The organism is Variovorax sp. 05T418 (assembly GCF_056396385.1).
Map to the genome: position 1 here is coordinate 315,902 of NZ_JBFTLJ010000005.1, position 21,388 is coordinate 337,289.

20 protein-coding genes and 2 pseudogenes are annotated in these 21,388 nt (G+C 63.3%); 15 read left to right on the forward strand and 7 right to left on the reverse strand.

The features are described from left to right. Window positions 1–122 precede the first annotated feature (122 nt). Window positions 123–1,472: an amidohydrolase gene (locus AC1DMS_RS13575; protein WP_478181144.1), complete on the forward strand. Its 1,350-nt coding sequence runs from the start codon at window positions 123–125 to the stop codon at window positions 1,470–1,472. A 207-nt stretch (window positions 1,473–1,679) separates the two neighbouring features. Here AC1DMS_RS13575 and AC1DMS_RS13580 read toward each other — a convergent pair whose 3' ends face one another. Both AC1DMS_RS13580 and AC1DMS_RS13585 read right to left on the reverse strand, forming a co-directional pair. Continuing rightward, window positions 1,680–2,090: a YbaN family protein gene (locus AC1DMS_RS13580; protein ID WP_478079906.1), complete on the reverse strand. Its 411-nt coding sequence runs from the start codon at window positions 2,088–2,090 to the stop codon at window positions 1,680–1,682. 280 nt (window positions 2,091–2,370) lie between these two features. Then, window positions 2,371–2,535, reverse strand: a complete 165-nt coding sequence (locus tag AC1DMS_RS13585) for a hypothetical protein (RefSeq protein ID WP_478079907.1) — start codon at window positions 2,533–2,535, stop codon at window positions 2,371–2,373. 228 nt (window positions 2,536–2,763) lie between these two features. Between AC1DMS_RS13585 and AC1DMS_RS13590 the strand changes: the two genes are divergently transcribed. From AC1DMS_RS13590 to AC1DMS_RS13625, 8 genes are read left to right on the forward strand one after another with little or no spacing between them, the layout of a single operon-like run. Then, entirely contained in the window at window positions 2,764–3,333 is a 570-nt protein-coding gene (locus AC1DMS_RS13590; protein WP_478181145.1) for an OsmC family protein, read from the forward strand. A gap of 20 nt (window positions 3,334–3,353) precedes the next feature. Then, complete coding sequence (locus AC1DMS_RS13595) at window positions 3,354–4,502, forward strand: acyl-CoA dehydrogenase family protein (RefSeq protein ID WP_478181146.1); 1,149 nt, start codon at window positions 3,354–3,356, stop codon at window positions 4,500–4,502. Further along, window positions 4,499–5,752: an FAD-dependent oxidoreductase gene (locus AC1DMS_RS13600; protein WP_478181147.1), complete on the forward strand. Its 1,254-nt coding sequence runs from the start codon at window positions 4,499–4,501 to the stop codon at window positions 5,750–5,752. The genes AC1DMS_RS13595 and AC1DMS_RS13600 overlap by 4 nt, the downstream gene beginning before the upstream one ends. Before the next feature lie 53 nt (window positions 5,753–5,805). Next, complete coding sequence (locus AC1DMS_RS13605; protein WP_478181148.1) at window positions 5,806–7,209, forward strand: CmpA/NrtA family ABC transporter substrate-binding protein; 1,404 nt, start codon at window positions 5,806–5,808, stop codon at window positions 7,207–7,209. After that, entirely contained in the window at window positions 7,206–8,078 is an 873-nt protein-coding gene (ntrB, locus tag AC1DMS_RS13610) for a nitrate ABC transporter permease (protein WP_478181149.1), read from the forward strand. Before AC1DMS_RS13605 ends, ntrB begins: the two co-directional genes overlap by 4 nt. Then, window positions 8,068–8,997: an ABC transporter ATP-binding protein gene (locus AC1DMS_RS13615; protein WP_478181150.1), complete on the forward strand. Its 930-nt coding sequence runs from the start codon at window positions 8,068–8,070 to the stop codon at window positions 8,995–8,997. Before ntrB ends, AC1DMS_RS13615 begins: the two co-directional genes overlap by 11 nt. A 36-nt stretch (window positions 8,998–9,033) precedes the next feature. Beyond that, window positions 9,034–9,477 carry a cyanase gene (gene cynS / locus AC1DMS_RS13620; RefSeq protein ID WP_478181151.1) on the forward strand — a complete coding sequence of 148 codons (444 nt, stop codon included), beginning with the start codon at window positions 9,034–9,036 and terminating at the stop codon, window positions 9,475–9,477. A 51-nt stretch (window positions 9,478–9,528) separates the two neighbouring features. Beyond that, the gene (locus AC1DMS_RS13625; RefSeq protein WP_478181152.1) at window positions 9,529–10,419 is read left to right on the forward strand and encodes an MBL fold metallo-hydrolase; all 891 of its coding nucleotides are present in this window, start codon (window positions 9,529–9,531) and stop codon (window positions 10,417–10,419) included. A gap of 47 nt (window positions 10,420–10,466) precedes the next feature. Here the strand turns inward: AC1DMS_RS13625 and AC1DMS_RS13630 are convergent, their stop codons facing one another. Then, on the reverse strand, window positions 10,467–12,110 hold the full coding sequence (locus AC1DMS_RS13630) for a sigma-54 interaction domain-containing protein (RefSeq protein WP_478181153.1): 1,644 nt from the start codon (window positions 12,108–12,110) through the stop codon (window positions 10,467–10,469). A gap of 134 nt (window positions 12,111–12,244) precedes the next feature. Next, a complete protein-coding gene (locus AC1DMS_RS13635; RefSeq protein WP_478181154.1) occupies window positions 12,245–12,685 on the reverse strand; it encodes a YybH family protein in 441 nt (146 codons plus the stop codon). A gap of 129 nt (window positions 12,686–12,814) precedes the next feature. Between AC1DMS_RS13635 and AC1DMS_RS13640 the strand changes: the two genes are divergently transcribed. Further along, window positions 12,815–13,738, forward strand: a complete 924-nt coding sequence (locus tag AC1DMS_RS13640) for an AraC family transcriptional regulator (protein ID WP_478181155.1) — start codon at window positions 12,815–12,817, stop codon at window positions 13,736–13,738. Between the two features lie 89 nt (window positions 13,739–13,827). On the opposite strand, the gene AC1DMS_RS13645 is transcribed toward AC1DMS_RS13640, so the two are convergent. From AC1DMS_RS13645 to acnA, 3 genes and pseudogenes are all read right to left on the reverse strand, one after another. Then, complete coding sequence (locus tag AC1DMS_RS13645; protein ID WP_478181156.1) at window positions 13,828–14,067, reverse strand: DUF2274 domain-containing protein; 240 nt, start codon at window positions 14,065–14,067, stop codon at window positions 13,828–13,830. Further along, a pseudogene (locus AC1DMS_RS13650) lies at window positions 14,064–14,270 on the reverse strand (TrbI/VirB10 family protein); the annotation flags it as partial. The gene AC1DMS_RS13645 and the pseudogene AC1DMS_RS13650, both read right to left, overlap by 4 nt. A gap of 8 nt (window positions 14,271–14,278) precedes the next feature. Then, a pseudogene (acnA, locus tag AC1DMS_RS13655) lies at window positions 14,279–16,102 on the reverse strand (aconitate hydratase AcnA); the annotation flags it as partial. Between the two features lie 84 nt (window positions 16,103–16,186). Here acnA and AC1DMS_RS13660 point away from each other — a divergent pair. Genes AC1DMS_RS13660 through AC1DMS_RS13680 form a run of 5 tightly spaced genes read left to right on the forward strand, consistent with a single transcriptional unit; the run spans window position 16,187 to window position 21,293 of the window. Further along, window positions 16,187–17,239, forward strand: coding sequence for a lactonase family protein (locus AC1DMS_RS13660; protein ID WP_478181157.1), 1,053 nt, complete (start codon window positions 16,187–16,189; stop codon window positions 17,237–17,239). 44 nt (window positions 17,240–17,283) lie between these two features. After that, window positions 17,284–18,267: a Bug family tripartite tricarboxylate transporter substrate binding protein gene (locus AC1DMS_RS13665; RefSeq protein ID WP_478181158.1), complete on the forward strand. Its 984-nt coding sequence runs from the start codon at window positions 17,284–17,286 to the stop codon at window positions 18,265–18,267. A gap of 28 nt (window positions 18,268–18,295) precedes the next feature. Beyond that, window positions 18,296–19,279 (forward strand): Bug family tripartite tricarboxylate transporter substrate binding protein, encoded by a 984-nt coding sequence (locus tag AC1DMS_RS13670; RefSeq protein WP_478181159.1) that lies wholly within the window; start codon window positions 18,296–18,298, stop codon window positions 19,277–19,279. After that, a complete protein-coding gene (locus tag AC1DMS_RS13675; RefSeq protein ID WP_478181160.1) occupies window positions 19,276–19,785 on the forward strand; it encodes a tripartite tricarboxylate transporter TctB family protein in 510 nt (169 codons plus the stop codon). Before AC1DMS_RS13670 ends, AC1DMS_RS13675 begins: the two co-directional genes overlap by 4 nt. A gap of 8 nt (window positions 19,786–19,793) precedes the next feature. Next, window positions 19,794–21,293 (forward strand): tripartite tricarboxylate transporter permease, encoded by a 1,500-nt coding sequence (locus AC1DMS_RS13680; RefSeq protein ID WP_478181161.1) that lies wholly within the window; start codon window positions 19,794–19,796, stop codon window positions 21,291–21,293. The last annotated feature ends 95 nt before the right edge of the window (window positions 21,294–21,388 follow it).

Here is a 21,388-nt window from a genome sequence, read left to right on the forward strand (position 1 = left end):
GACTATGCGCAGGTTGACCTGTGCGGACAAGACTGACCGAAGCGGTATGGCGCTTGTCCGTGTAGCAGGCAACTTTCAACTGCGCCCCTCTCATTTGTCTAACATCCTTAGGACCAGCGGACATGCCACGCCAACTTGCGAAGAACTTCCATTGGATACAGCGATCGCTTCGCCTCGGAGTTGCAATCTGCTGCCTGGGAGCCTCGACCTCTTTGTTTGCCCAGGCTCCTGGACCTGGGATCGGCGTCACGGCCCTCCTCGACCGCGAGTATCCTTCGCTTGAGTCGCTCTACAAGGACCTTCACGCGCATCCTGAGTTGGGCTTCAAGGAGTTTCGAACCGCGTCGAAACTCGCTGACGAAATGCGCCGTGCGGGCTTCGATGTAACCGAGAAGGTTGGTGGCACGGGTGTGGTTGCGGTCTACAAGAATGGTCCCGGTCCAACGGTGATGGTGCGGACCGAGTTGGACGCACTTCCCATGGAAGAAAAGACCGACCTGCCATACGCCAGCAAGGTCCAGGTCGAATGGAACGGCCGCCAGACCTTTGTCGCTCATACATGTGGCCATGACGTGCACATGGCAAGCTGGGTCGGAACAGCACGAATTCTGGCTTCGTTAAAGGATCGATGGAAAGGCACATTGCTGTTCGTCGCGCAACCGGCCGAGGAGCTCGGGACTGGCGCCAAAGCAATGATTGACGATGGGTTGCTGAAACGTTTTCCCCGTCCTGACTTCGCGTTTGCCCTGCACGTATCGGATTCTCCTGCCGGTCAAATCGGCTTTCGTGCAGGTCCAATTACTTCCAGCTCCGACAGCTTTGAGATCGTGTTCAAAGGTATAGGTGGGCACGGTTCGGCACCTCAGCGAACTATTGATCCCATCGTGATCGGTTCGCGGTTTGTGCAGGACGTCCAAACTGTGGTGAGCCGAGAGAAGGAGCCGACGGAGTTCGGTGTCGTAACGGTAGGAGCCTTCCAGGGCGGAAGTGCGGGAAACATCATTCCGGATCGAGTTCTTGTGCGTGGAACCATACGTTCATACCAGCCGGCAGTTCGCGAAAAGCTCATAGCAGGCGTACGTCGCACGGCGCTGGCGGCAGCGGCCATGGCGGCTGCGCCAGAACCGACGATCGAGTTCGGCGCAGCAACGGGCTCCGTTATCAACAGCGAGGAACTGGTGAATGGCACCATAGCGGAGCTTCGGAAAGCATTTGGTGAAATGGTTGTGCAAGTCCCGGCGATTGGTGCGAGCGAAGACTTCTCGGCGTTCACAGAAGCCGGCATTCCGGCAATGTTTTTCTTCATAGGTGGCCTTGACCCACGGGCAATCGTTTCTGCGAAGTCCGATGGCAGAGGAGTGGTAGCGAATCACTCCCCCTATTTCGCACCGGTCGCAGAAACCTCGATAAAGACCTCAGTGGGGGCAATGACCATTTCGGTGTTGAACGCTTTGTCCGCCGCGCGCAAATAGCGAAATCGCCGGGCCAGCCTCGTATATCGGGCTCCGCCATGCTGATACTGTCCTTGCGGACATCCAAACCTACGTGAATCTTCGCTCTTGCATGGTCGGTCTCCTTGTTGCTGACGACGTAAGTCGCAGCGTGTAGCTCTGCGTCCTTGGATGCAACCTACGATGTTGGAGACCGGTCGCCTGTCTACTGGGCGGCGACCATCATGTCTAGACCGCTGTGGGCATGCTCGGCTGCTCCGGTCGTCGCCAGACGTAGACGAGCACGGCAAGCATGACGATCGCCACAGTAACCTGGATGCCGCGCGACTGTGTTTCCAGAAATATGAGAGAGAAACTTGCCACCATGCTGGCGGTGATGACCCACTTCGTAGAACGTGAAATTGCCCCAGAAGTCTGCCAGTTGGTGATCAGCTTGCCGAATCGCGGGTGCGTCGTCAGCCACCTGTCCATCGCGGGTGACGAGCGTGAAAAGCAAGCAGCGGCAAGCGCGAGGAAAACGATGCCCGGAATCAAGGGCACGACGAGCGCGACGATTCCGATGGCGAGGCTGACGCACCCCAAGGCCATATAGATAGGGCGTTGCCACGAGGGCGTGAGGATCGAGGTGGGGCTTGTCATCGTGGGAATACTGTTTGCGAGGCATGCGCGCTAGCACATGCATGGGGTCGGAATGCCGACACTGTGCTCGACCGTGCTGGTCGAGCACTCACTTTAACGCAACTCGATGTCGACAAGGGAGTCAGCTCAGTCCATGCGAATACGCGGAACACTTCCAGCGGCTGCAACAGTACCGCCCTTTGACGCCCCGACTTGATCACGCTGCGCGAACGATCCAAGAAAGATGTTTGCGTATGGATGCCGAATCAAACCGGAGCCTGCCGAGACTGAAACCAGTCGCTCAGCGGCTGGCGTAAGGCAGCGACGAGTGGTGCACGACGATGCGCAGCTTGCCCGCATCGTCCTTCACGAAAGTCCAGGTCTTGTCGACTGTGGTGATCTTGCCGTCAGGACCGGTGAACAGCACATTGCCCATCGTGCTGGCCACATCGTCGTGGATGAGCACGGCGCTGTTCTTGATCTCGCACTTCGTCCAATGTCGGCCGATCCGCGGTTCGACAAATTGTCGACATTCGGTCGGACAATTTGTAGAGCCTCTCCTGTCGAGTCGTTGGCGCCAGACATGCGAACGAGAAAATACTCAAGAAAAACAAGGGGTTAGACGCACTCGGGGACGATGGGCCCCGTGGCATGGCTCTTGCGCTTGGGAAGGCACCATACACCGGAGCCACCAATGACCATCACGTCCCCTGCACGCGCAGCCGAAACCAGCCAGTCCACCCTCAAGACCTACCTGCGCCCTATCGATCGCGAAGGCCTGCTTGCCTTCGCGGAAAAGGGGCGCAACAACCCCAGCTCCCGCGGTACCAACAAGGTCCACACCATCGTCGATGGCAAGTTCCGTACGCTGAGCTACGTCGGTGACCACACGCCGGTCATTGTCGACGAGCCGCCGCATCTGTTCGGCCAGGACACGGCACCCGCCCCGGGCGAAATTGTGCTGTCGGGCCTGGGTGGTTGCCTGTGCGTGGGCATCACTGCCGTTGCAACGCACCGCAACGTCAAGCTCACCAGACTCGAGATCTTCCTCGAAGGCGACATCGGCAATCCCGCGGCCTGGGGCGCCGGCGGAGCGCAGAAGCAGCCTTTGGAAATGGGCTTCCAGCAGATTCGAGTGAAGGTGCTCGTCGAAGGCGACGCACCGCGCGAAGTTCTGGACGACATCGTCAAGCACGCGAACATGTATTCGCCGGTTGCCAACACGATGCGCAACCCCATCCCCTTCGACATCGCGCTCGCCTGAGCGGTCGGGACCGGCCTACCATGTCAGCGGTACTTCAGATGGCGGCAGCGGCAACCGATGCAGGGCCTGCCCGCGCGCAAATGCTCGATGCCGTTCGGGCGGTGGCGAACGGATCGCTTGCAGCGATGGTCGACGAAATCGACCGCATTGGCACCTACCCGCAAAGCGTCCTGCGCGAACTCGGCAAGGCAGGTGCCTACCGAGCCCAGACGTCCTTGGACGGCCAGCCCGATTTCGTGGCGGCGATTCAGGCCATCACCGAGGTGTCACGCGTGTGCGGGGCCACAGGCTTCATGGTGTGGTGCCAATCGGCCTGCACGCTCTACATGGAGAAGTGCGGCAATCCAGTCTTCCGGGGCGAACGCTTCGAGCGGCATGTTCGCGGCGACACGCTCGGCGGCACGGCGCTGAGCAACCCGATGAAGGCCATGACCGGCATCGAGCCCATGCTTCTCAAGGCTGAAAGGGTCGAAGGTGGCTATGTGGTCAACGGCACCTTGCCGTGGGTGAGCAACCTGGGCAAGGACCACTATTTCGGCGGCGCAGCCACTGTCTTCGCCAGCGGCGAAGCATCTCACGAGATCATGTTCATGGTGCCGTGCGACGACCCGGCGATCGAGTTGCGCGAATGCCCATCCTTTGCAGGCATGGAAGGCACAGGAACCTGGGGCGTGCGTTTCACGAACTTCTTCGTCGGCAGTGATCGGATGATGGCCGACCCCGTACGCCCGTTCCTCGATCGGATCCGTGCCGAGTTCATTCTTCTGCAGGTCGGCATGGGTCTGGGCGTCTCGCAAGGTGCGATCGACTCGATGTGGGATGTCGAGCAGCAGCTCGCCCACGTGAACCAGTTCCTGGAGGATCGTCCTGCCGACCTGCAGGCCGAACTCGATGCCCTGGCCGATCGCACGTTCGCGCTGGCCCGCATTGCCAACGAGGGTGGCCAGCCTGCCCTGCTCGACGTGCTGGACGTGCGCGCCCACGCCTCCGAGCTCGCGCTGCGGTCGGCCCAGTCCGCGCTCATGCACCAAGGTGCGCGCGGCTATCTGCTGTCGTCTGCGGTGCAGCGCAGGGTTCGCGAGTCCCACTTCGTGGCCATTGTCACGCCGGCGATCAAGCACCTGCGTCGAGAAATGGCCCGGCTGAGCAGCCCGGTGACGCCGTCATGAGCGCCCCTGCCCTCGCCGTGCGCGGGGCCGACGCGGCGGCCGCCTTTCGCCAGTACATCTGCCGGGCGTGCGGATTGATCTATGACGAGGCGACCGGCGATCCGGACAGCGGCCTGGTGCCGGGCACACGCTTCGAGGATATTCCGGACGACTGGTCCTGCCCCCTGTGCGGCGTGGGCAAGGCGGACTTCGAGATCTACGTGCCGCAGGCCAGAGTGGCGCCAGCGGGCTCGCCCAGCCACGCCGGGCACGGCCGCCGCGATGAACCGGGCGTCGTCGTCGTCGGCGCAGGGGCCGCCGGATGGCAGATGGCACGCGTTCTGCGCGAGCGCGATGCCAACATGCCCATCACCCTCGTGACGAGCTGCAGCGGCGACGTCTACGACAAGCCGATTCTGTCCGTCGCATTGGCAAGGGCCATCAGCCTTGCAGCCTTGGTCAAGGAAACAGGCGCTCAAGCAGCCGCCCGCCTGAAGGTACGCCTGATGCCCGAAACGCACGCCATCAGCGTTTGCGCAGGAACGAATGCCTTGCGCACGACCAGGGGCAGTGTCAGGTACAAGAGCCTGGTGCTTGCCCATGGCGCAGCGCCGCGCCCGGACCCCGCGTTGCCAGCCGATCTGTGCTGGGCCATCAACGACCTGCGGTGCTACGCCAGGTTCCGCCAAGCCGTGGAGGCGTCGGGAGACGCGCAGCGAATCATCGTTGTAGGGGCAGGCCTGGTGGGTTGCGAACTGGCCAATGACCTGGCACTGGCGGGCCACGCGGTCGTCTTGCTCGACGTGGCCGACCGGCCTCTGGCCAACCTGTTGCCTGCGCAGTCGTCCCAAGACCTGCTCGACGCCTGGGCGCCGCTCGCGATCGAGTTCATGGGCAACACCCGAGTCAAGCAGGTGAAGAAGACAGACTTCGGCATGAGCGTGGAGACGGACAGTGCCCTCGTTCTGAACGGGGATCACGTCCTGGCCGCCACCGGGCTGCAGACGCCCGGTCGCCTGGCACAGAGCGCCGGCCTGGCCTGGAACAACGGCATCTCGGTCAGTGCCGATGCCCTGCGAACCAGCGTGCCGAACATCTTTGCGCTCGGCGACTGCATCAGCATCGACGGTCGAGCGACGCGTTTCATCGAGCCGATTGCGCGGCAGGCGCAAGTCATCGCCGCCCACCTGACAGGCTGTGCTCCACCGACCTACACGCACGTTCGCCCGTTGGTACGCGTCAAGACAGGCTCTCGCAGGTTCACGGCCTGACGCAGCCACAGGCCACCCACGCATCTCTTCATCGTCAACCTCAGAAAGCTCCCATGCGCTACTTCGACCCTTACGATGCCGATGCGCCGCTCATGATGAGCTGCGCATGCGGCCGACATGCTTCCGCAGCGGCGCATGAAGCCGCAAGCGCCGCATCCGCCACCAGGGAGCTGGTCCGGCGCAGCCAGACCGCCGCGTTCGAGGACTACTCCAACGACTTCATCGAGGCGAGCCTGGTCAAGGCCGTCTTCCCGCAAGATGCCGTGCGCCGCCGCTTCCTGCGCGCCGTAGGCAAGGGAACCGCGATGGCCGCGATCTCCAGCGTGCTCCCGGTCGCCAGCCTCCAGGCGATGGCCCAGGACAAGGGCGCCATCGAGAAGAAGAACCTCAAGATCGGCTTCATTCCGATCACCTGCGCTACGCCACTCATCATGGCCGAGCCGCTGGGTTTCTACAGCAAGCAGGGCCTGGACGTCCAGGTCGTCAAGACGGCGGGCTGGGCACTGGTGCGCGACAAGATGATGAATCGCGAGTACGACGCGTCGCACTTCCTGTCGCCCATGCCATTGGCGATCACCATGGGGCTGGGCTCGAACCCGCAACCGATGAACGTGGCGACGATCCAGAACATCAATGGACAAGCCATCACCCTCGCGCTCAAGCACAAGTCCAATCGCGATCCCAGGAATTGGAAAGGCTTCAAGTTCGCCATTCCGTTCGAGCATTCGATGCACAACTTTCTGCTTCGCTATTACCTGGCCGAAGCCGGCCTGGACCCTGAGCGCGACGTTCAACTGCGCGTCGTTCCGCCCGCGGAGATGGTCGCCAATCTGCGGGCCGGAAACATCGACGGGTTTCTCGGCCCGGATCCCTTCAACCAGCGGGCTGTCGTGGAAGAAGTGGGATTCATCCATCTGCTGACGCGAGACATCTGGAACGGCCATCCCTGCTGTGCCTTCGGTACGTCGACGGAGTTCATCCAAAAGAACCCCAACACCTTCGCGGCGCTGTACCGCGCCGTGCTGACCGCCGCCGCCATGGCCCGCGATCCCAGGAACCGGGAGCTCATCGCCAAGGTGGTTGCGCCGCAGGCCTATCTCAACCAGCCGGAAGCCGTGTTGACCCAGGTGCTGACCGGGAGGTACGCCGACGGCCTGGGCAATATCGTCAACGTGCCTGCCCGCGTGGACTTCGACCCCATGCCCTGGCAAGGCATGGCCGTCTGGATGCTGACGCAGATGAAGCGCTGGGGCTACATCAAGGGAGATGTGGACTACAAACAGGTCGCGGAGAAAGTGTTCCTGCTGACCGATGCCAAGCGGGCCATGCGAGAAATCGGCCAACAGGCATCGGACGGCAGCGCCTATCCCAAGTACGAGATCATGGGCAAGACCTTCGATCCGAACAAGGCGCAAGCCTATGCAGACAGCTTCTCCATCAGGAAGACGCCGGCATGAACGGGCCCAAGACACTTCGCGCGAAGGCAGCGCTTCTTTCTGCCTTCTTCCTCGCGTTCATTCTCGCCATCTGGTACACCGCCACGCTGCCCACCAAGACCGCAGCGCCGACGCTCACAGCCGAGCAGAGCGAGTACGCGAAGCTCATGGGCAAGGATCCGCAGGCGGACGGTGGTGCGCCTTCGAAGTCCGCATTCCCCGCTCCCGCGCAGATGGGCTCCGCGATCGTCGGACATCTGTCAGACCCGTTCTACGACAACGGCCCCAATGACAAGGGCATCGGGCTTCAGATCTCGTACTCGCTCGCGCGCGTCGGGCTCGGATTCAGTTTGGCGGCGCTCTTCGCCATTCCCTTGGGGTTTCTGATTGGCATGAGTCCACTGGCCTACCGTGCGCTCGATCCGTTCATCCAGTTGCTCAAGCCAATCTCCCCGCTCGCGTGGATGCCCATCGCGCTTTACACCATCAAGGACTCATCGATCTCCGGCATCTTCGTCATCTTCATCTGCTCCGTCTGGCCGATGCTGACCAACACCGCCTTCGGCGTGGCCGGTGTGCGGCGCGAGTGGCTGAATGTTTCGAGGACGCTTCAAGTCACACCGATTCGCAAGGCGATCGAAGTCATCCTGCCGGCCGCCGCTCCCACCATCCTGACCGGCATGCGCATCAGCATGGGCATTGCCTGGCTGGTGATCGTGGCGGCAGAGATGCTGGTCGGAGGGACCGGCATCGGCTATTTCGTGTGGAACGAGTGGAACAACCTCTCGCTCACCAACGTGATCTTCGCCATCCTGGCCATCGGAGTGGTGGGCATGGCGCTGGATCTTGTATTTGCCAAGGCGCAGAAGGCGGTGACGTATGCCGAATGAATACAGGAGCGGTGAACCAGCAAGCGGCTTCCTGAAGATCGAGAACCTGGCGAAGACCTACGTTTCTGGGGCGGAGCCCGTCTTCGACAGCGTCAACTTCGAACTGGCCAAGGGCGAGTTCGTCTGCATCATCGGCCACTCCGGTTGCGGCAAGACCACCATCCTGAATGTCCTTGCCGGCCTCGAGGCGGCCACGGCGGGTGTGGCCATCATGAGTGGCCGCGAGATCGCCGGACCCAGCCTCGACCGTGGCGTCGTCTTCCAGGGGCACGCGCTGATGCCATGGCTGACAGTCAGGAAGAACATCGCCTTTGCGGTGCGCAGCAAGTGGCCGCAATGGAGCGCCAAGCAGGTCGACGAGCACGTGCAGAAGTACGTGACGCTGGTCGGCCTGGATCAGGCAATCGACAAGAAGCCCTCCGCGCTTTCGGGCGGCATGAAACAGCGCGTGGGCATCGCTCGCGCATTTGCCATCCAACCCAAGATGCTGCTGCTGGACGAGCCGTTCGGTGCGCTGGACGCGCTCACCCGCGGAACGATCCAGGACGAGCTGCTGCGAATCTGCCGCGAAACCCGCCAGACCGTCTTCATGATCACGCATGACGTCGACGAGGCCATCTTGTTGGCCGACAAGATCCTGCTGATGAGCAACGGGCCACGGGCGCGTGTCGCGGAGATCGTCGTGAACACCATGCCTGCGGACCGCCAGCGTGCAACGCTGCACCGCGATGCGCAGTACTACCGCATCCGCAACCACCTGGTCGATTTTCTGGTCGCAAGGTCCAAGGATCTCTCCGGCGGACGTGCTCCGTTGAAGCCGCCATTCGTGACCCCTGGCCTTCAAGCGATCGACCTCGCCGAGCCGGGGGTCGAAGAACCGATCGCTGTCAAACCTGTTCAGCTACAGCGCGTCGTCTGACCATTCAAACCATCACCTGTCATTGAGAGAATATTCATGAACCGTATCGACGTCACCGAGAAGATCATCTCTGCCAAGGTTTCCAAGGGCCTGAAGTGGTCGGAAATTGCAGCCAAGGTGGGACTCAGCAAGGAATGGGTCACGTCCGCGTGCCTCGGTCAGATGACGCTGAGCAAGGAGCAGGCTGGCACGCTTGCAGATATCTTCGGCCTTTCCGACGAGGAAGCGAAGTGGCTGATGGTCACGCCGTACAAGGGGTCGCTGCCTACCGCGGTGCCGACCGACCCGCTGATCTATCGCTTCTACGAAATGGTCAACGTCTACGGCACGACTTTCAAGGCGCTCATCCACGAGGAATTCGGTGACGGCATCATGAGCGCGATCGACTTCAAGATGGACCTCCAACGGGAGGCAGACCCTGCGGGTGATCGCGTCCGCATCGTGATGAGCGGCAAGTTCCTTCCCTACAAACAGTACTGAGCGAATGAACTGCAGCGCCCGTTCCGGCTGAGGCGCAAGAGCGATGGACCCATGATCGAATCTCCTCGACCTCTGGTCCATGCGTTCTTCGACCTGGACACCTGCACATTCACCTACGTTCTGTACGCCGAGGATGGCGGTGCGTGCGCCATCATCGATTCGGTGCTTAACTTCGAGCCCAAGGCCAGCAGGACGGGAACGCAGTCGGCCGATGCCGTGATCGAGTTCGTGCGGGCGCATGGCCTCCAGGTCGAGTGGATCCTCGAGACGCATGCCCACGCGGACCATCTCTCGGCCGCGCCCTACCTCCAAGCGTGCCTGGGGGGCGTCGTGGCGATCGGCTCCGGCATTCGTGTCGTGCAGCGCGCATTCCAGAGAATCTTCCACCTGCCGGTAGAGCTTGAGTGCGATGCTTCTTATTTTGGACGGCTGTTCGAACCCGACGAGGTGTTCTGCATCGGGGCTCTTCGGGCTCGCGCCATGCATGTCCCGGGCCACACCCCCGCAGACATGGCCTACGTGATCGAGGCCGATGACGGCACGCCGCAGCTTGTCTTCGTGGGAGACACCTTATTCATGCCCGATGTCGGCAGTGCGCGCTGCGATTTCCCCGGTGGCAGCGCACGCAGCTTGTACCGCTCGGCGCAAAGGATTCTGGCCATGCCATCGGCGACGCGGCTCTTCATGTGCCACGACTATCCGCCCGCCGGGCGTGAACCACGCGCCGAGACCACGGTCGAAGAGCAGCGCAGCACGAACATTCACCTGCGCGAAGGTGTCAGCGAGGCTCAGTTCGTTGAGCTGCGCCAGCGCCGCGATGCAACACTGGGTATGCCGGCGCTGATCCTGCCATCCCTCCAGGTGAACATCCGTGGTGGCGAGCTACCACCGATGGAAGCCAACGGTGTGCGCTACCTCAAGATCCCCATCAACGCACTGTAGCCGCGCATCGCAACGCACGGCACCGCATCTCGCCGTTTCGGCTCCGGCTAGGTGCTCTCTTGCGCAGCAAGCCTGTGCCATCGATAGCCGAACTGCCTGGGCGTCAGGCCAAGAGACTGCGCCGCACGAGACTGGTTTCCACCGTGAAGCCGCATCGCGTTGCGCAGGTCCTCGGCGTCGTGAGAACTGTGCGGCCGATACTCCCTCACCAAAGGCGCGCCCGACGACCCCGGCTTGACAGGATGGGCGTCACGCTTGCGAACGGTGGTCGTGCCAGTGTGGGTTTCGGGGAGCCAGGTCTCGATCTCCTTGCGAGAGACGATCGCTTGATCGGTGAGCAGAACCGTGCGCTCGATGACGTTGGAGAGTTCACGGATGTTCCCCGGCCACGCCTGCTCCTCCAATGCGTCGAGTGCCTGCGGCGAGAAGTGGACATTGCGCTGGTTCTGCTGGTTGGTCTTGTTCAGGAAATGCAGCGCAAGGGGCCGGATGTCCTCGCGACGCTGCGCGAGAGACGGCAGGCTGATCGGAATGACATTGAGGCGATAGAAGAGGTCCTGCCGGAAATTTCCACTTGCCACTTCGACGGCAAGGTCCCGGTTGGTGGCCGCAACCACACGCACGTTGATGGGCATCTCTCGCTTGGCGCCAAGGCGAATGATGGTTCCCTCCTGGAGGGTTCTCAACAGCTTTGCCTGCATGGCGAGCGGCATCTCGCCGATCTCGTCGAGGAAGATCGTTCCTTGATTGGCTTGCTCGAACCACCCGGCACGTGAGGTCGACGCCCCGGTGAACGCGCCTTTCTCATGGCCGAACAGCTCCGATTCAAACAGCGTCTCAGGGATGGCAGCGCAATTGACCTTGATGAACGGTCCGTCATGTCGCGCACTGGCGAGGTGGAGCGCTCGTGCGAACAGTTCCTTGCCCGTGCCTGATTCGCCGAGAAGGAGAACGCTGGCCGAAGCCTGCGACACCCGTTCGAGTTCGGCCAGCGCGCGCAGCAGCGCAGGCGAACGCCCGATGATGCCGTAGCGAGCGGTCGCCGACTCGAGCGCCTGGCTCAGCAAGGCATTCCTGGATTCGAGCTCTCTCGTCTGCGCCTGAACCAGTTGGCGCAATTGCAGCAGCTGACCCGACAGCGTTGCCAGGAGGCGGAGAACGGCAACGTCCTCACTGAGCGCTCGATTCCTGCGCCGGATGCGGTGCGCCGCGAGGACGCCGATGGTTGTCTTGCCCAGCTCGATGGGGACCGCGATGAACGCGACCGTCTCTTGAGGCAGCCGCGAGCGTTCGACGGCACGGTTGAGGAACCGGGGGTCGGCATCGATGCTTTGCACGATGCTCGTCTGGCCGGTGGACAGGACCGCGCCCGTGATGCCCTCTCCGACCACATACCGGCCACGGGACATCTCGGCCTTCGTCAGCCCGTAGGCGAAGTGGATCGAAGCCTCTTCGAATGGCGACGAGCGGTCGCTTCCCTTTTCGAAGGAGTCCAGGAGCACGACCCGTCCCCGATTCAGACCGAGAAGCTCGGACATGAGATGGAGCATTTCCCGAAACACGACGTCGGGGGCCAAGCTCTTGCCTACAAGGCGCATCACCTCGCCGAGAAGCAGGTGTTCCTGTTCTCGCCAGCTCGGCTCGGTTCTCGGGGCTGTGGCGGCGAGCGCTCGGCGCGCGGGTCTGGACATGATTGCTCGATCCTGCTCAGGTGATGAGCCAATACATTGACCTCCGCATTATTCTTGAAGATCACGATCGTGGGGACGACCGCAGGATCGGACCCGGCCGCGCTCTCGACGCGCACGGCCGGCCATGGCTGCATTCAGGCCATCAGTCCTTGCATGGCCGTCGGATGGCGTGTGAACGACCAATTCACATGCACGGCGCGCCAGCGTCCGTCGATCTTGCGGTAACCCATGGTGGCGTTCCAGGGACTTCCGAGCTTCTCACCGCCTTGTCCGTCGGAAACGTGGTTGACCAGGTTGTAGCTCACCAGGGCCATGTCGCCAGCTTCGCTCGCGATCACCTGCGGGTTAAGAAAGTCGTTGCGCAGGATGTTGAGCTTGCCTTCGAAAAACTGGCGGAAATAGGCCTCAACAGTCTTGTGGCCTTCCAACCGCTTCTCAGTCATCGGGTCGAAGTAGGTGACATCGTCGCTGTAGACCTCCAGGGCCCCGTCGACATCGCCCCTGTTCCAGCGTTCGTTGATCTCCTTCTCGATGGCGAGAAGGGTCGTGGCGATCTCCTTGGCGTTTCCGTTCATGGTGCGTCCTTTTCGTTTGCTTGATTGGAATTATCGGACTTGGGTTTGAGCGCGTCACGGTTGAGAGTGGTCTAATGATTGCCAATTTTGGACATCAGTCCAAGCAGCTTCGACTAACGGAATCGAGCGATGACTAAAAAGGGACGGCGCGTCCTCGAGATCCAACGCCTGGACTATCAGCCAGACGGAGACTATCCACTCGATCTGGAAATCTTCCGCGTGTCCGACCTGCGGCGGCGAGTCGGCACCGAGATCCTGGGTTCAACGCATCGGTATGCATTCCTGACGCTGCTCTGCGTCACCCGAGGCGTTTGCACGCAACTTGTGGACTTCGGGTCAGTCCCCTGTGCAACAGGCTCGTTGCTGTTGGTGCGACAGGGCATGGCCCATAGCTTCGGACCCGACGAAGATTGGGACGGATGGCTGGTCCTGTTTCGGCCCGAGTTTCTTTTGCCTTCGTCCCTGATCGAGGCCAGTCAAACCGGCGTTTCCGATCTGGACGGACTGCCGACCCATCTGGTGCCGGCCGACACTGAAGCGGCCATGGTCACCCGCGCGATCGCGCAGATGCACGACGACACGCGAATGGGCGCAGCGGCAGAGGACATGCACGCACTGCTGCGTTTCCAGCTCTGTGCATTGCTGACGAGGATTCGCATCATCCATGCGCAGAACGAAGCACATGGTCCGGCTCGAAGCCCTGCATCGCAACGTTTCAAGGAGTTCGAGCTGCTCGTGGAGAAGCATTTCGCCACTTGGCATCATGCGTCTCGATATGCCGCGCGCATGGGGTGCTCCGAGAAAAGCCTTGCCCGCGCCACGATGGACTCGGTGGGCATGAATCCCAAGGCCTTCATCTCCGCGCGGATCGTTCTCGAGGCCAAGCGGCTGTTGGCGCACACGGAACTGCCTGTCTCGGACATTGCCGAACGCATTGGTTTCAACGACCTGTCCAACTTCGTCAAGTTCTTCAAACGCGAGGCCGAATGCACGTCGATGGAGTTTCGCCGTCGACAAATGCCTTTCCGAAGCAGTTCTGGAGCGGAAGGCTGAAGCAATCTTCCCCAATCAGATGCTCAGTCTTCGTGTCTTGTGATGCCCACGACACGTTGCCACCGCTCCGCATCGTTGCGGCAATATGCCTAACTAGTCGATGGCGTCCTGTGCCCTCTGAGGGCCTTGAATCCTCTGTCACGCGCAACAAACGCGGCGAGCATGTAGGGAATCAGTGCCCTTGTATCGACTGGCCCATGCAGCCGGCTGTGAACTTCAGCGTAGGCATCGAGCTGTACCTTCAGTTCAACGGAAACAGTGATCGTCAGTTTCACGGTTTCCGCACGCGGAAGCGCACCTATGCTCAATCGACGCGTACCCCTGGTCATTGCTTGTCCCCCCGCGAAAAAAACAACGGCTTGTAGGGCCGCAAAAGAAGATCCTTGTTCGCCATCATCCGAACCGGAAACCCCGGTCGGATCGTCAGCGTCGGCTGAATGCTCGCGTTGCGCTTGGTGATCTCCTGCCCGACCTGGTTCACCGTGTCCTGCGCCCCCTCGCGCACAGCGATCACGAGGCGATTGCCGTCCTGTACAGCTCGGAGTCGGGTGCAGCGAGCTCATGCCAGAGCGGATTGGCGGTGGCCATCGCAAAGGCGCGCGGGTAGTCCGAGGGATCCTGCGACTGCATCAGCGCGGCATCGATCTCCTCGTGCGAAGGCCAGAGGTCACGCAGGTGAATCTTCTTGCCGCTGGCAGTTACCTGCACCGGGTCCACGCGCAGATCGCGCTCGGCGTCGCCTGCGAGCGCAAAGGCAATGACGAGAGGCGGCGACATGAGAAAGCCGAGGTCGAGATCGGGGTGCACGCGCCCCGGAAAATTCCGGTTGCCGGAGAGCACGGCGACGGGATGGACTGCGCCCCTGGCCGCCGCCTCCTGGATGGCCTGCGGCAGTTGGCCGGAGTTGCCGATGCAGGTCGTGCAGCCGTAGCCGACGATGTCGAACCCCACGGCCGACAGGTCTTCGATGAGGCCGGCACGCTCCAGGTAGGCCGCCGCGGCGGGCGATCCCGGGCCGAGCGAAGTCTTGACCCAGGGCGGCACTTGCAGTCCGAGTGCCCGTGACTTGCGTGCGACCAGGCCCGCCGCGATCAACAGACGCGGGTCCGAGGTGTTGGTGCAGCTCGTGATGGCAGCGATGGCCACCGGATAGCGCGGCATGTGCGCGTCCGCCACCTTGGGCCGAAAGCCAAGAGAGGCCAGGGCCGATGCGCTGTCGCCGAAACCCAGCAGATCCTGCGGCCGACGCGGACCGGCGATGTGCATTTCAATCGCGTCGAGCTCGATGTGGATGGCTCGCGTGTAGACCGGTTCCGCAGCCGGATCGAACCAGAGGCCCGTCGCGCGGTTGAATGCTTCGACGCGTTCGATATGGGCAGCGGTCCGCCCCGTCTGCCGCAGGTAGTCGAGCGTGTGCTCGTCGACCGGAAAGAAACCCGTGGTCGCGCCGTACTCCGGCGCCATGTTGGCCACCACGCTGCGCTCGCCCGCAGTGAGCGTTGAAACGCCGGGGCCGAAGAACTCGACGAACTCGCCGGACACGCCGATGGCCCGCAGGCGCTGCGTCACTGTCAGCGCCAGGTCGGTTGCCAGCACGCCGGGCCGCAGCGCGCCCGTGAGCCGCACGCCGATCACGTCGGGAATGCGCAGCATCGTCGGCATGCCGAACATCACGGTCTGCGCCTCCAGCCCGCCCACGCCCCAGCCCAGGACACCGACGCCGTTGACCATGGGCGTGTGACTGTCGGTGCCGATCATCATGTCGGGCACCAGCCACTGAGCGCCGCCGCCCTCTTCCACCGCGACCACGGTCGCCAGCTGCTCCAGGTTGATGGTGTGCATGATGCCCGTGCCGGGCGGGTGGATACGCACGCCCCTGAGCACCTTCGAGGCCCAGCGCAGGAACGAATAGCGCTCCGCATTGCGCCGGATCTCGAAAGCCATGTTGAGTTCGGGCGCGTCCTTGCGCGCGAAGGCCTCCACGGCCAGCGAGTGGTCCACCGACACGTCCACCGGCAGGCTCGAGTTCAGCACCGACGGGTCCACGCCGGCCTCGGCCAGCGTGCTGCGCATGGCGGCCAGGTCTACCAGCGCAGGCGTGCTCGTGGTGTCGTGCATGAGCACGCGCCCCGGCTGAAAGGCGATCTCCGCCTCGCTGGTGCCCGTGGCGGCCCACGCGAGAAGCGAGGCCAGCGCGGCCTGCTTCTCGGCGCCTTGCATGTTGCGCGCGACGTTTTCCAACAAAAGCCGCAACACGACCGGAAGGCGACTCAGCTTGTCATTGCAGAGGGCCGGCAGATCGACGGCGAGGTACTCCTGCCCGGCCACGACAAGCCGCATGCAGAACGTCTCAGTGTTTTCCATGAGCCAATTTTGCATTTGTTGTTTATAAAATGCAATTCAGTGCAAACCCGCAGCCTTCCTTCTTCCTCCATCCAGAGACCCTCCATGTACGCCTACGTCGGCAGCCGCACCACCCGGGAGCGCAACGCGCGGGGCGACGGCATCAGCATCTTCAAGGTCGATGCCGCGCATGGAACGCTGGAGTTGGTCGACATTGCCCGAGACCTGGTCAATCCTTCCTTTCTTGCGCTGAACGCCACCGGCGAGTTCCTCTACACAGTGCATGGCGACGAGAGCGAAGTCAGCGCCTTCAGGGTCGACCGTGGTACCGGCCTCCTCACCTTCATCAACCGCCAGAGCACGCAAGGCAAGAACCCGGTGCACCTGGCACTGGACCCGACTGGCCGCTTCATGGTGGTGTCCAACCACATTGGCGCCAGCCTGGCGGTGCTGCCCGTGAACGCCGATGGCTCCCTGGGTGAACTGACGCAACTCTTGACGCTGGAAGGCCAGGTGGGGCCGCACCGCGTGGAGCAGAAGCAGGCAAAGCCGCACTTCAATCCCTTCGACCCGACCGGCCGTTTCGTCGTCGTGCCCGACAAGGGGCTGGACCGGGTGTTCAGCTTCCGCTTTGAAGAAGGCCGCCTGACGCCGGCGCCGGTGCCGTTCGTCGCCACGCGTGAAGCCGCTGGGCCGCGCCATCTCGCGTTTCACCCGGGCGCGCCGTTCGCCTATGTGGTCAACGAACTCGACTCGACTGTGACGGCTTACCGCGTTGCGCCCGACACCGGGGCTCTCTCGCCCTTCCAGGTGCTCTCCGCACTGCCGGAGAGCTTCACCGGCAATAGCCGCGCTTCGGAAATCCAGATCGATGCGAAGGGACGCTTTCTCTATGCCTCCAATCGCGGCAGCGACAGCATCGCGGTGTTCAGTGTCTCCCCTGGCACCGGGGCGCTGAAGTTCATCGAAGCCGTGTCGGCTCAGGGCAAGACGCCGCGCTTCCTCGCGCTCACGCCGGACGGCCGTTTCATGTTCGTACTCAACGAGGACAGCGACTCGATCGTGACGCTGGCCGTCGACCCTGTGGCCGGAACGCTCGAGCCCACCGGTGCCTCGGTCAAGTCGGGCAGCCCGGTCTGCATGGTCTTCTCCGCATGAACCGCCCCCAGCCCGCGGCGCCTCTTCGACACCAAGGAACCCAGATGCAATCGATTCAACGCCGGGCGCTGCTGTGCGCCACCGCGGCCTTCACCGCGCTCCCACTCTCAGCGTTCGCGCAGGACTACCCCACGCGGCCCGTCACCATCGTGGTTCCCTTCTCCGCCGGCGGCGGCGTCGATGCGATGGCGCGACTTCTGGCGGAGAAGCTGCGCATTTCATTGAAGCAGTCGGTCGTCGTGGACAACAAGCCCGGCGCCAGCGGCATGCTCGGCGCCGCCTTCGTGGCAAAGGCCGCGCCCGACGGCTACACGCTGCTGCTGGGTTCGGCCGGCGAGACCGCCATCAATCCGCTGGTCTACAAGGCAAAGATGCAGTATTCGCCGGAGAAAGACCTGGCGCCAATCACCGCCGTGACGCGAGTGCCGAATGTGCTGGTCGCGAACCCCTCGTTCCAGGCCAAGGATCTGCCCGAACTGGTGGCCTACGCGAAGAAGAACCCCGGCAAGGTGACCTATGCCACGAGCGGCGTCGGCAACCCGCAGCATCTGAACGGCGAGCTGCTCCAGTCGCTGGCCGGCATCCAGATGCAGCACGTGCCGTACAAGGGCGCGTCGAACCAGCTGGTCGACGTGGCGTCGGGCAATGTCGACATCACCTTCGTGAGCCTGGCCGGGGCAACTCCGTTCATCAAGGGCGGCCGGGTCAGGGCGCTGGCGGTGACCTCGGCCAGGCGCGCGGGCTTTGCACCGGACATTCCGGCAATCGCCGAGTTCCCGCCCACGGCCTCGTACGACCTGGACAACTGGTTCGGTCTTTTCGCGCCTGCGAGAACGCCGCCCGCCGTGCAGGCAAAGCTCAACGAGGCAGTCACCGCGGCCCTGCGCGACCCAGACCTGATCAAACGATTGCGCGAGCAAGGCGGCGAGCCCATGCCGCTCTCGCAAACCCAGTTCCGCGACTTCATCAAGACCGAATCGGTCAAATACGCGCGCATCGTCGACAGCGCAAGGATCGTCGCGGAATAACTCCTTGCCAAATCCACAGGAGACCTTCATGAAACTCTCGTCCACATCGAATCGCCGCGCCCTGCTCGCCGCATCCGCGGCCATGCTGTTCGGCATTGCTGCAGCGCCCGCCGTGGCGCAGGCGCCGCTCGATCTCAAGATCATTGCGCCGGCAGGCCCCGGCGGCGGCTGGGACAGCGCCTCGCGCTCGCTGCAGCAGGTGCTCACCGCCACTGGCGCGGCAAAGAACGTGCAAGTCGTCAACGTGCCGGGCGCGGGCGGCACGGTCGGCCTGGCCCAGTTCGTGAACAACGCCAGGGGCGATGGCAACCAGCTGATGGTGATGGGCATCACAATGGTGGGTGCCGTGCTCACCAACAAGGCGCCGGTCGGCCTGGATGCCGTCACGCCAATCGCCCGCATGACCGGCGACCCGCTGGTGGTGGTGGTGCCTGCGAATTCACCGCACAAGACGCTGAAGGATCTTGCAGCGGCCGTGAAAGCGGACACCTCCAAGGTCGTCTGGGCCGGCGGCTCGGCCGGCGGCGCGGACCACATCCTGGCCGGACTCATCGCCAAGCAGGCCGGTGGCGATGCGGCAAAGCTGAACTACGTGCCCTTCTCGGGCGGCGGCGAAGCGCTGGCCGAAATGCTGGGCGGCCGCGTGACCGCGGGCGTGTCCGGCTACAACGAGTTCGAAAGCCAGATCAAGGCCGGCAAGCTGCGCGCCCTCGGCGTGTCGACGGCCAAGCGGATCGAAGGCGTCGACGTGCCCACGCTCAAGGAGCAAGGCATCGACGTCGAACTCGTCAACTGGCGCGGCGTGGTCGCGGGTCCGGCGATCAGCGCGTCGCAGAAGGCTGCGCTGGTGGCGGCCGTCAACAAGGCGCTCAAGTCGCCTGAATGGGCCAAGATTTCGAAGGCTCGCGGCTGGGACGACGCCTACCTCGACGCCGACGCCTTCGCCGCGTTCCTCAAGTCCGATCAGCAACGCGTCAAGGAAGTGCTGAGCTCCATCGGCCTCGTGAAATGAGCGATTCGGAAACCAACGGTCCGGGCTGGCACGCGACGGCGACGGTCGGCGCCGTGCTGTTCGGGCTGGCCGCGGTCATCGGCTACGACGTGACGCTGATGGCGCCCGCGCAGGCGGTAGGCGTCGGGCCGACGGTCGCGATGCGCATCGTTGCCCTGCTGCTGGTTGTGCTCGGGCTCGCGCACGTCGCCAAGGCTTTTCGCATGCGCGCTGCGCTGCACGGCAAGAAGACGTCGGAGCTCGGCGCCGTGCTCACCAACCGCGCGGCGCTGGGCTGGGTGCTCGGCGGGCTTATCGGGATGATCCTGATCCTGCAGCTCGGCGGCGGATTCGTCATCGGCTCGACCTGGCTCTTTGTTGCGACCGCGCGGGCCTTCGGCCAACCCATTCGCATCAAGTCGCCCGCTATCGGCTTTCTGCTCGCGGCCATCGTGTTTGCCTTCTTCACCAGGGCCTTATCCCTGTCGTTGCCGGCAGGGCCGCTCGAGCGCCTGTTTCTCGGCTAAGGGGCCACATGGAAGTTTTCACGCTATTGGGCCAAGGCCTGCTGGTGGCCATCCAGCCCGGCAACCTGCTCTTCGCCGGCATCGGCGTGCTGCTGGGCACGCTGGTCGGCATCCTGCCCGGCATCAGCCCGTCGCTGACGGTGGCCTTGCTGCTGCCCATCACCTTCAAGCTCGATCCGACGGGCTCCATCATCATGTTTGCGGGCATCTATTTCGGCGGTATGTACGGCAGCTCGACGACGGCGATCCTGCTCAACACGCCGGGCGAGGCGGCCTCGATCGCCACCGCCATCGAAGGGCACCGCATGGCGAAAGCCGGGCGCGGTGGGCCTGCGCTCGCCACGGCGGCCATCGGTTCCTTCGTCGCGGGCCTGATCGCGACGATCGGCATCTCGGTGCTCGCGCCGTGGCTCGTCGATTTCGCGGTGCGGTTCGGCCCGTGGGACTACTTCGCGCTCATGGTGCTGGCCTTTGTCACGGTGTCGGCCACCTTCGGCGACTCGGTGCTGCGCGGCATCACGAGCCTCGCGCTGGGGCTGGTGTTCGGCCTCGTCGGCATCGACAAGCTCACGGGCCAGTCGCGCCTGGCCTTCGGCGTTCCTGCCCTCCTGGACGGCGTGTCGATCACGACACTGGCCGTCGGCCTCTTCGCGATGGGCGAAACGCTCTACATCGCCTCGCGCTTCACCGGCGTGCAGGAAAAGATCGAGGCTGTGCGCGGCTCGCTCTGGATGACGAAGGAAGACTGGCAGCGCTCATGGAAGCCATGGCTGCGCGGCATCGGGTTGGGCTTTCCGATCGGTGCGCTGCCCGCGGGCGGCGCCGAAGTACCGACGCTGCTGTCGTACACGCTCGAGCGAAAGCTCGCGGTAAAGCCCGAGCAGTTCGGCAAGGGCGCGATCGAAGGCGTGGCGGGCCCGGAGGCGGCCAACAACGCGGCCGCCACGGGCACGCTGGTGCCGCTGCTGGCGCTTGGGCTTCCCACATCGGCCACCGCAGCGATGATGCTCGCGGGCTTCCAGCAATACGGGCTGGTGCCGGGTCCGCTGCTCTTCGTGACCAATGCCGATCTCGTCTGGGGGCTGATCGCCAGCTTTTTCATCGGCAACCTGATGCTGCTGGTGTTGAACCTGCCGCTTGTCGGCCTGTGGGTGCGCCTGCTGAAGGTGCCGCAGCCATGGCTCTACGCGGGCATTCTCGTGTTCGCCGTGATGGGCACGCTCGCTGCAAACCCGTCCACGGTCGAACTGGTGATGCTCGTGACATTCGGCATCTGCGGCTATCTCATGCGCTGCTGGGACTACCCCGTGGCGCCGATGATCGTCGGGCTCATCCTCGGGCCGATGGCGGAGAGCCAGTTCCGGCGCGCGCTGCAGATCAGCCTGGGCGACGGGCTGGTGTTCTTCAAGCATGCGGGCTCGGCCACGCTGCTGGCGCTGGCGCTGTTTGCGCTGGTTGCACCGCTGATCTTCAAGGGGCTGAAGCGATTCAAGGGCGAAGACGCCTGAGGCCTAGTGTCCGTTTCTCTACGAGCTTCCAAGCCGCGCCTCTCGGCTTGGCGCTTCGATGCGTGCTTGACCATCTAGGGATGCAGGAGACAACA

Bases quoted from the DNA above. Each gene is read 5' to 3' on its own strand.
- AC1DMS_RS13630 (WP_478181153.1), bottom strand. From the start codon at position 12,110: ATGTCCAGACCCGCGCGCCGAGCGCTCGCCGCCACAGCCCCGAGAACC.
- AC1DMS_RS13640 (WP_478181155.1), top strand. From the start codon at position 12,815: ATGACTAAAAAGGGACGGCGCGTCCTCGAGATCCAACGCCTGGACTAT.
- AC1DMS_RS13670 (WP_478181159.1), top strand. From the start codon at position 18,296: ATGAAACTCTCGTCCACATCGAATCGCCGCGCCCTGCTCGCCGCATCC.
- AC1DMS_RS13580 (WP_478079906.1), bottom strand. From the start codon at position 2,090: ATGACAAGCCCCACCTCGATCCTCACGCCCTCGTGGCAACGCCCTATC.
- ntrB (WP_478181149.1), top strand. From the start codon at position 7,206: ATGAACGGGCCCAAGACACTTCGCGCGAAGGCAGCGCTTCTTTCTGCC.
- AC1DMS_RS13665 (WP_478181158.1), top strand. From the start codon at position 17,284: ATGCAATCGATTCAACGCCGGGCGCTGCTGTGCGCCACCGCGGCCTTC.
- AC1DMS_RS13590 (WP_478181145.1), top strand. From the start codon at position 2,764: ATGACCATCACGTCCCCTGCACGCGCAGCCGAAACCAGCCAGTCCACC.
- AC1DMS_RS13615 (WP_478181150.1), top strand. From the start codon at position 8,068: ATGCCGAATGAATACAGGAGCGGTGAACCAGCAAGCGGCTTCCTGAAG.
- AC1DMS_RS13635 (WP_478181154.1), bottom strand. From the start codon at position 12,685: ATGAACGGAAACGCCAAGGAGATCGCCACGACCCTTCTCGCCATCGAG.
- AC1DMS_RS13675 (WP_478181160.1), top strand. From the start codon at position 19,276: ATGAGCGATTCGGAAACCAACGGTCCGGGCTGGCACGCGACGGCGACG.
- AC1DMS_RS13625 (WP_478181152.1), top strand. From the start codon at position 9,529: ATGATCGAATCTCCTCGACCTCTGGTCCATGCGTTCTTCGACCTGGAC.
- AC1DMS_RS13600 (WP_478181147.1), top strand. From the start codon at position 4,499: ATGAGCGCCCCTGCCCTCGCCGTGCGCGGGGCCGACGCGGCGGCCGCC.
- AC1DMS_RS13595 (WP_478181146.1), top strand. From the start codon at position 3,354: ATGTCAGCGGTACTTCAGATGGCGGCAGCGGCAACCGATGCAGGGCCT.
- AC1DMS_RS13680 (WP_478181161.1), top strand. From the start codon at position 19,794: ATGGAAGTTTTCACGCTATTGGGCCAAGGCCTGCTGGTGGCCATCCAG.
- AC1DMS_RS13605 (WP_478181148.1), top strand. From the start codon at position 5,806: ATGCGCTACTTCGACCCTTACGATGCCGATGCGCCGCTCATGATGAGC.
- AC1DMS_RS13645 (WP_478181156.1), bottom strand. From the start codon at position 14,067: ATGACCAGGGGTACGCGTCGATTGAGCATAGGTGCGCTTCCGCGTGCG.
- AC1DMS_RS13660 (WP_478181157.1), top strand. From the start codon at position 16,187: ATGTACGCCTACGTCGGCAGCCGCACCACCCGGGAGCGCAACGCGCGG.
- cynS (WP_478181151.1), top strand. From the start codon at position 9,034: ATGAACCGTATCGACGTCACCGAGAAGATCATCTCTGCCAAGGTTTCC.
- AC1DMS_RS13575 (WP_478181144.1), top strand. From the start codon at position 123: ATGCCACGCCAACTTGCGAAGAACTTCCATTGGATACAGCGATCGCTT.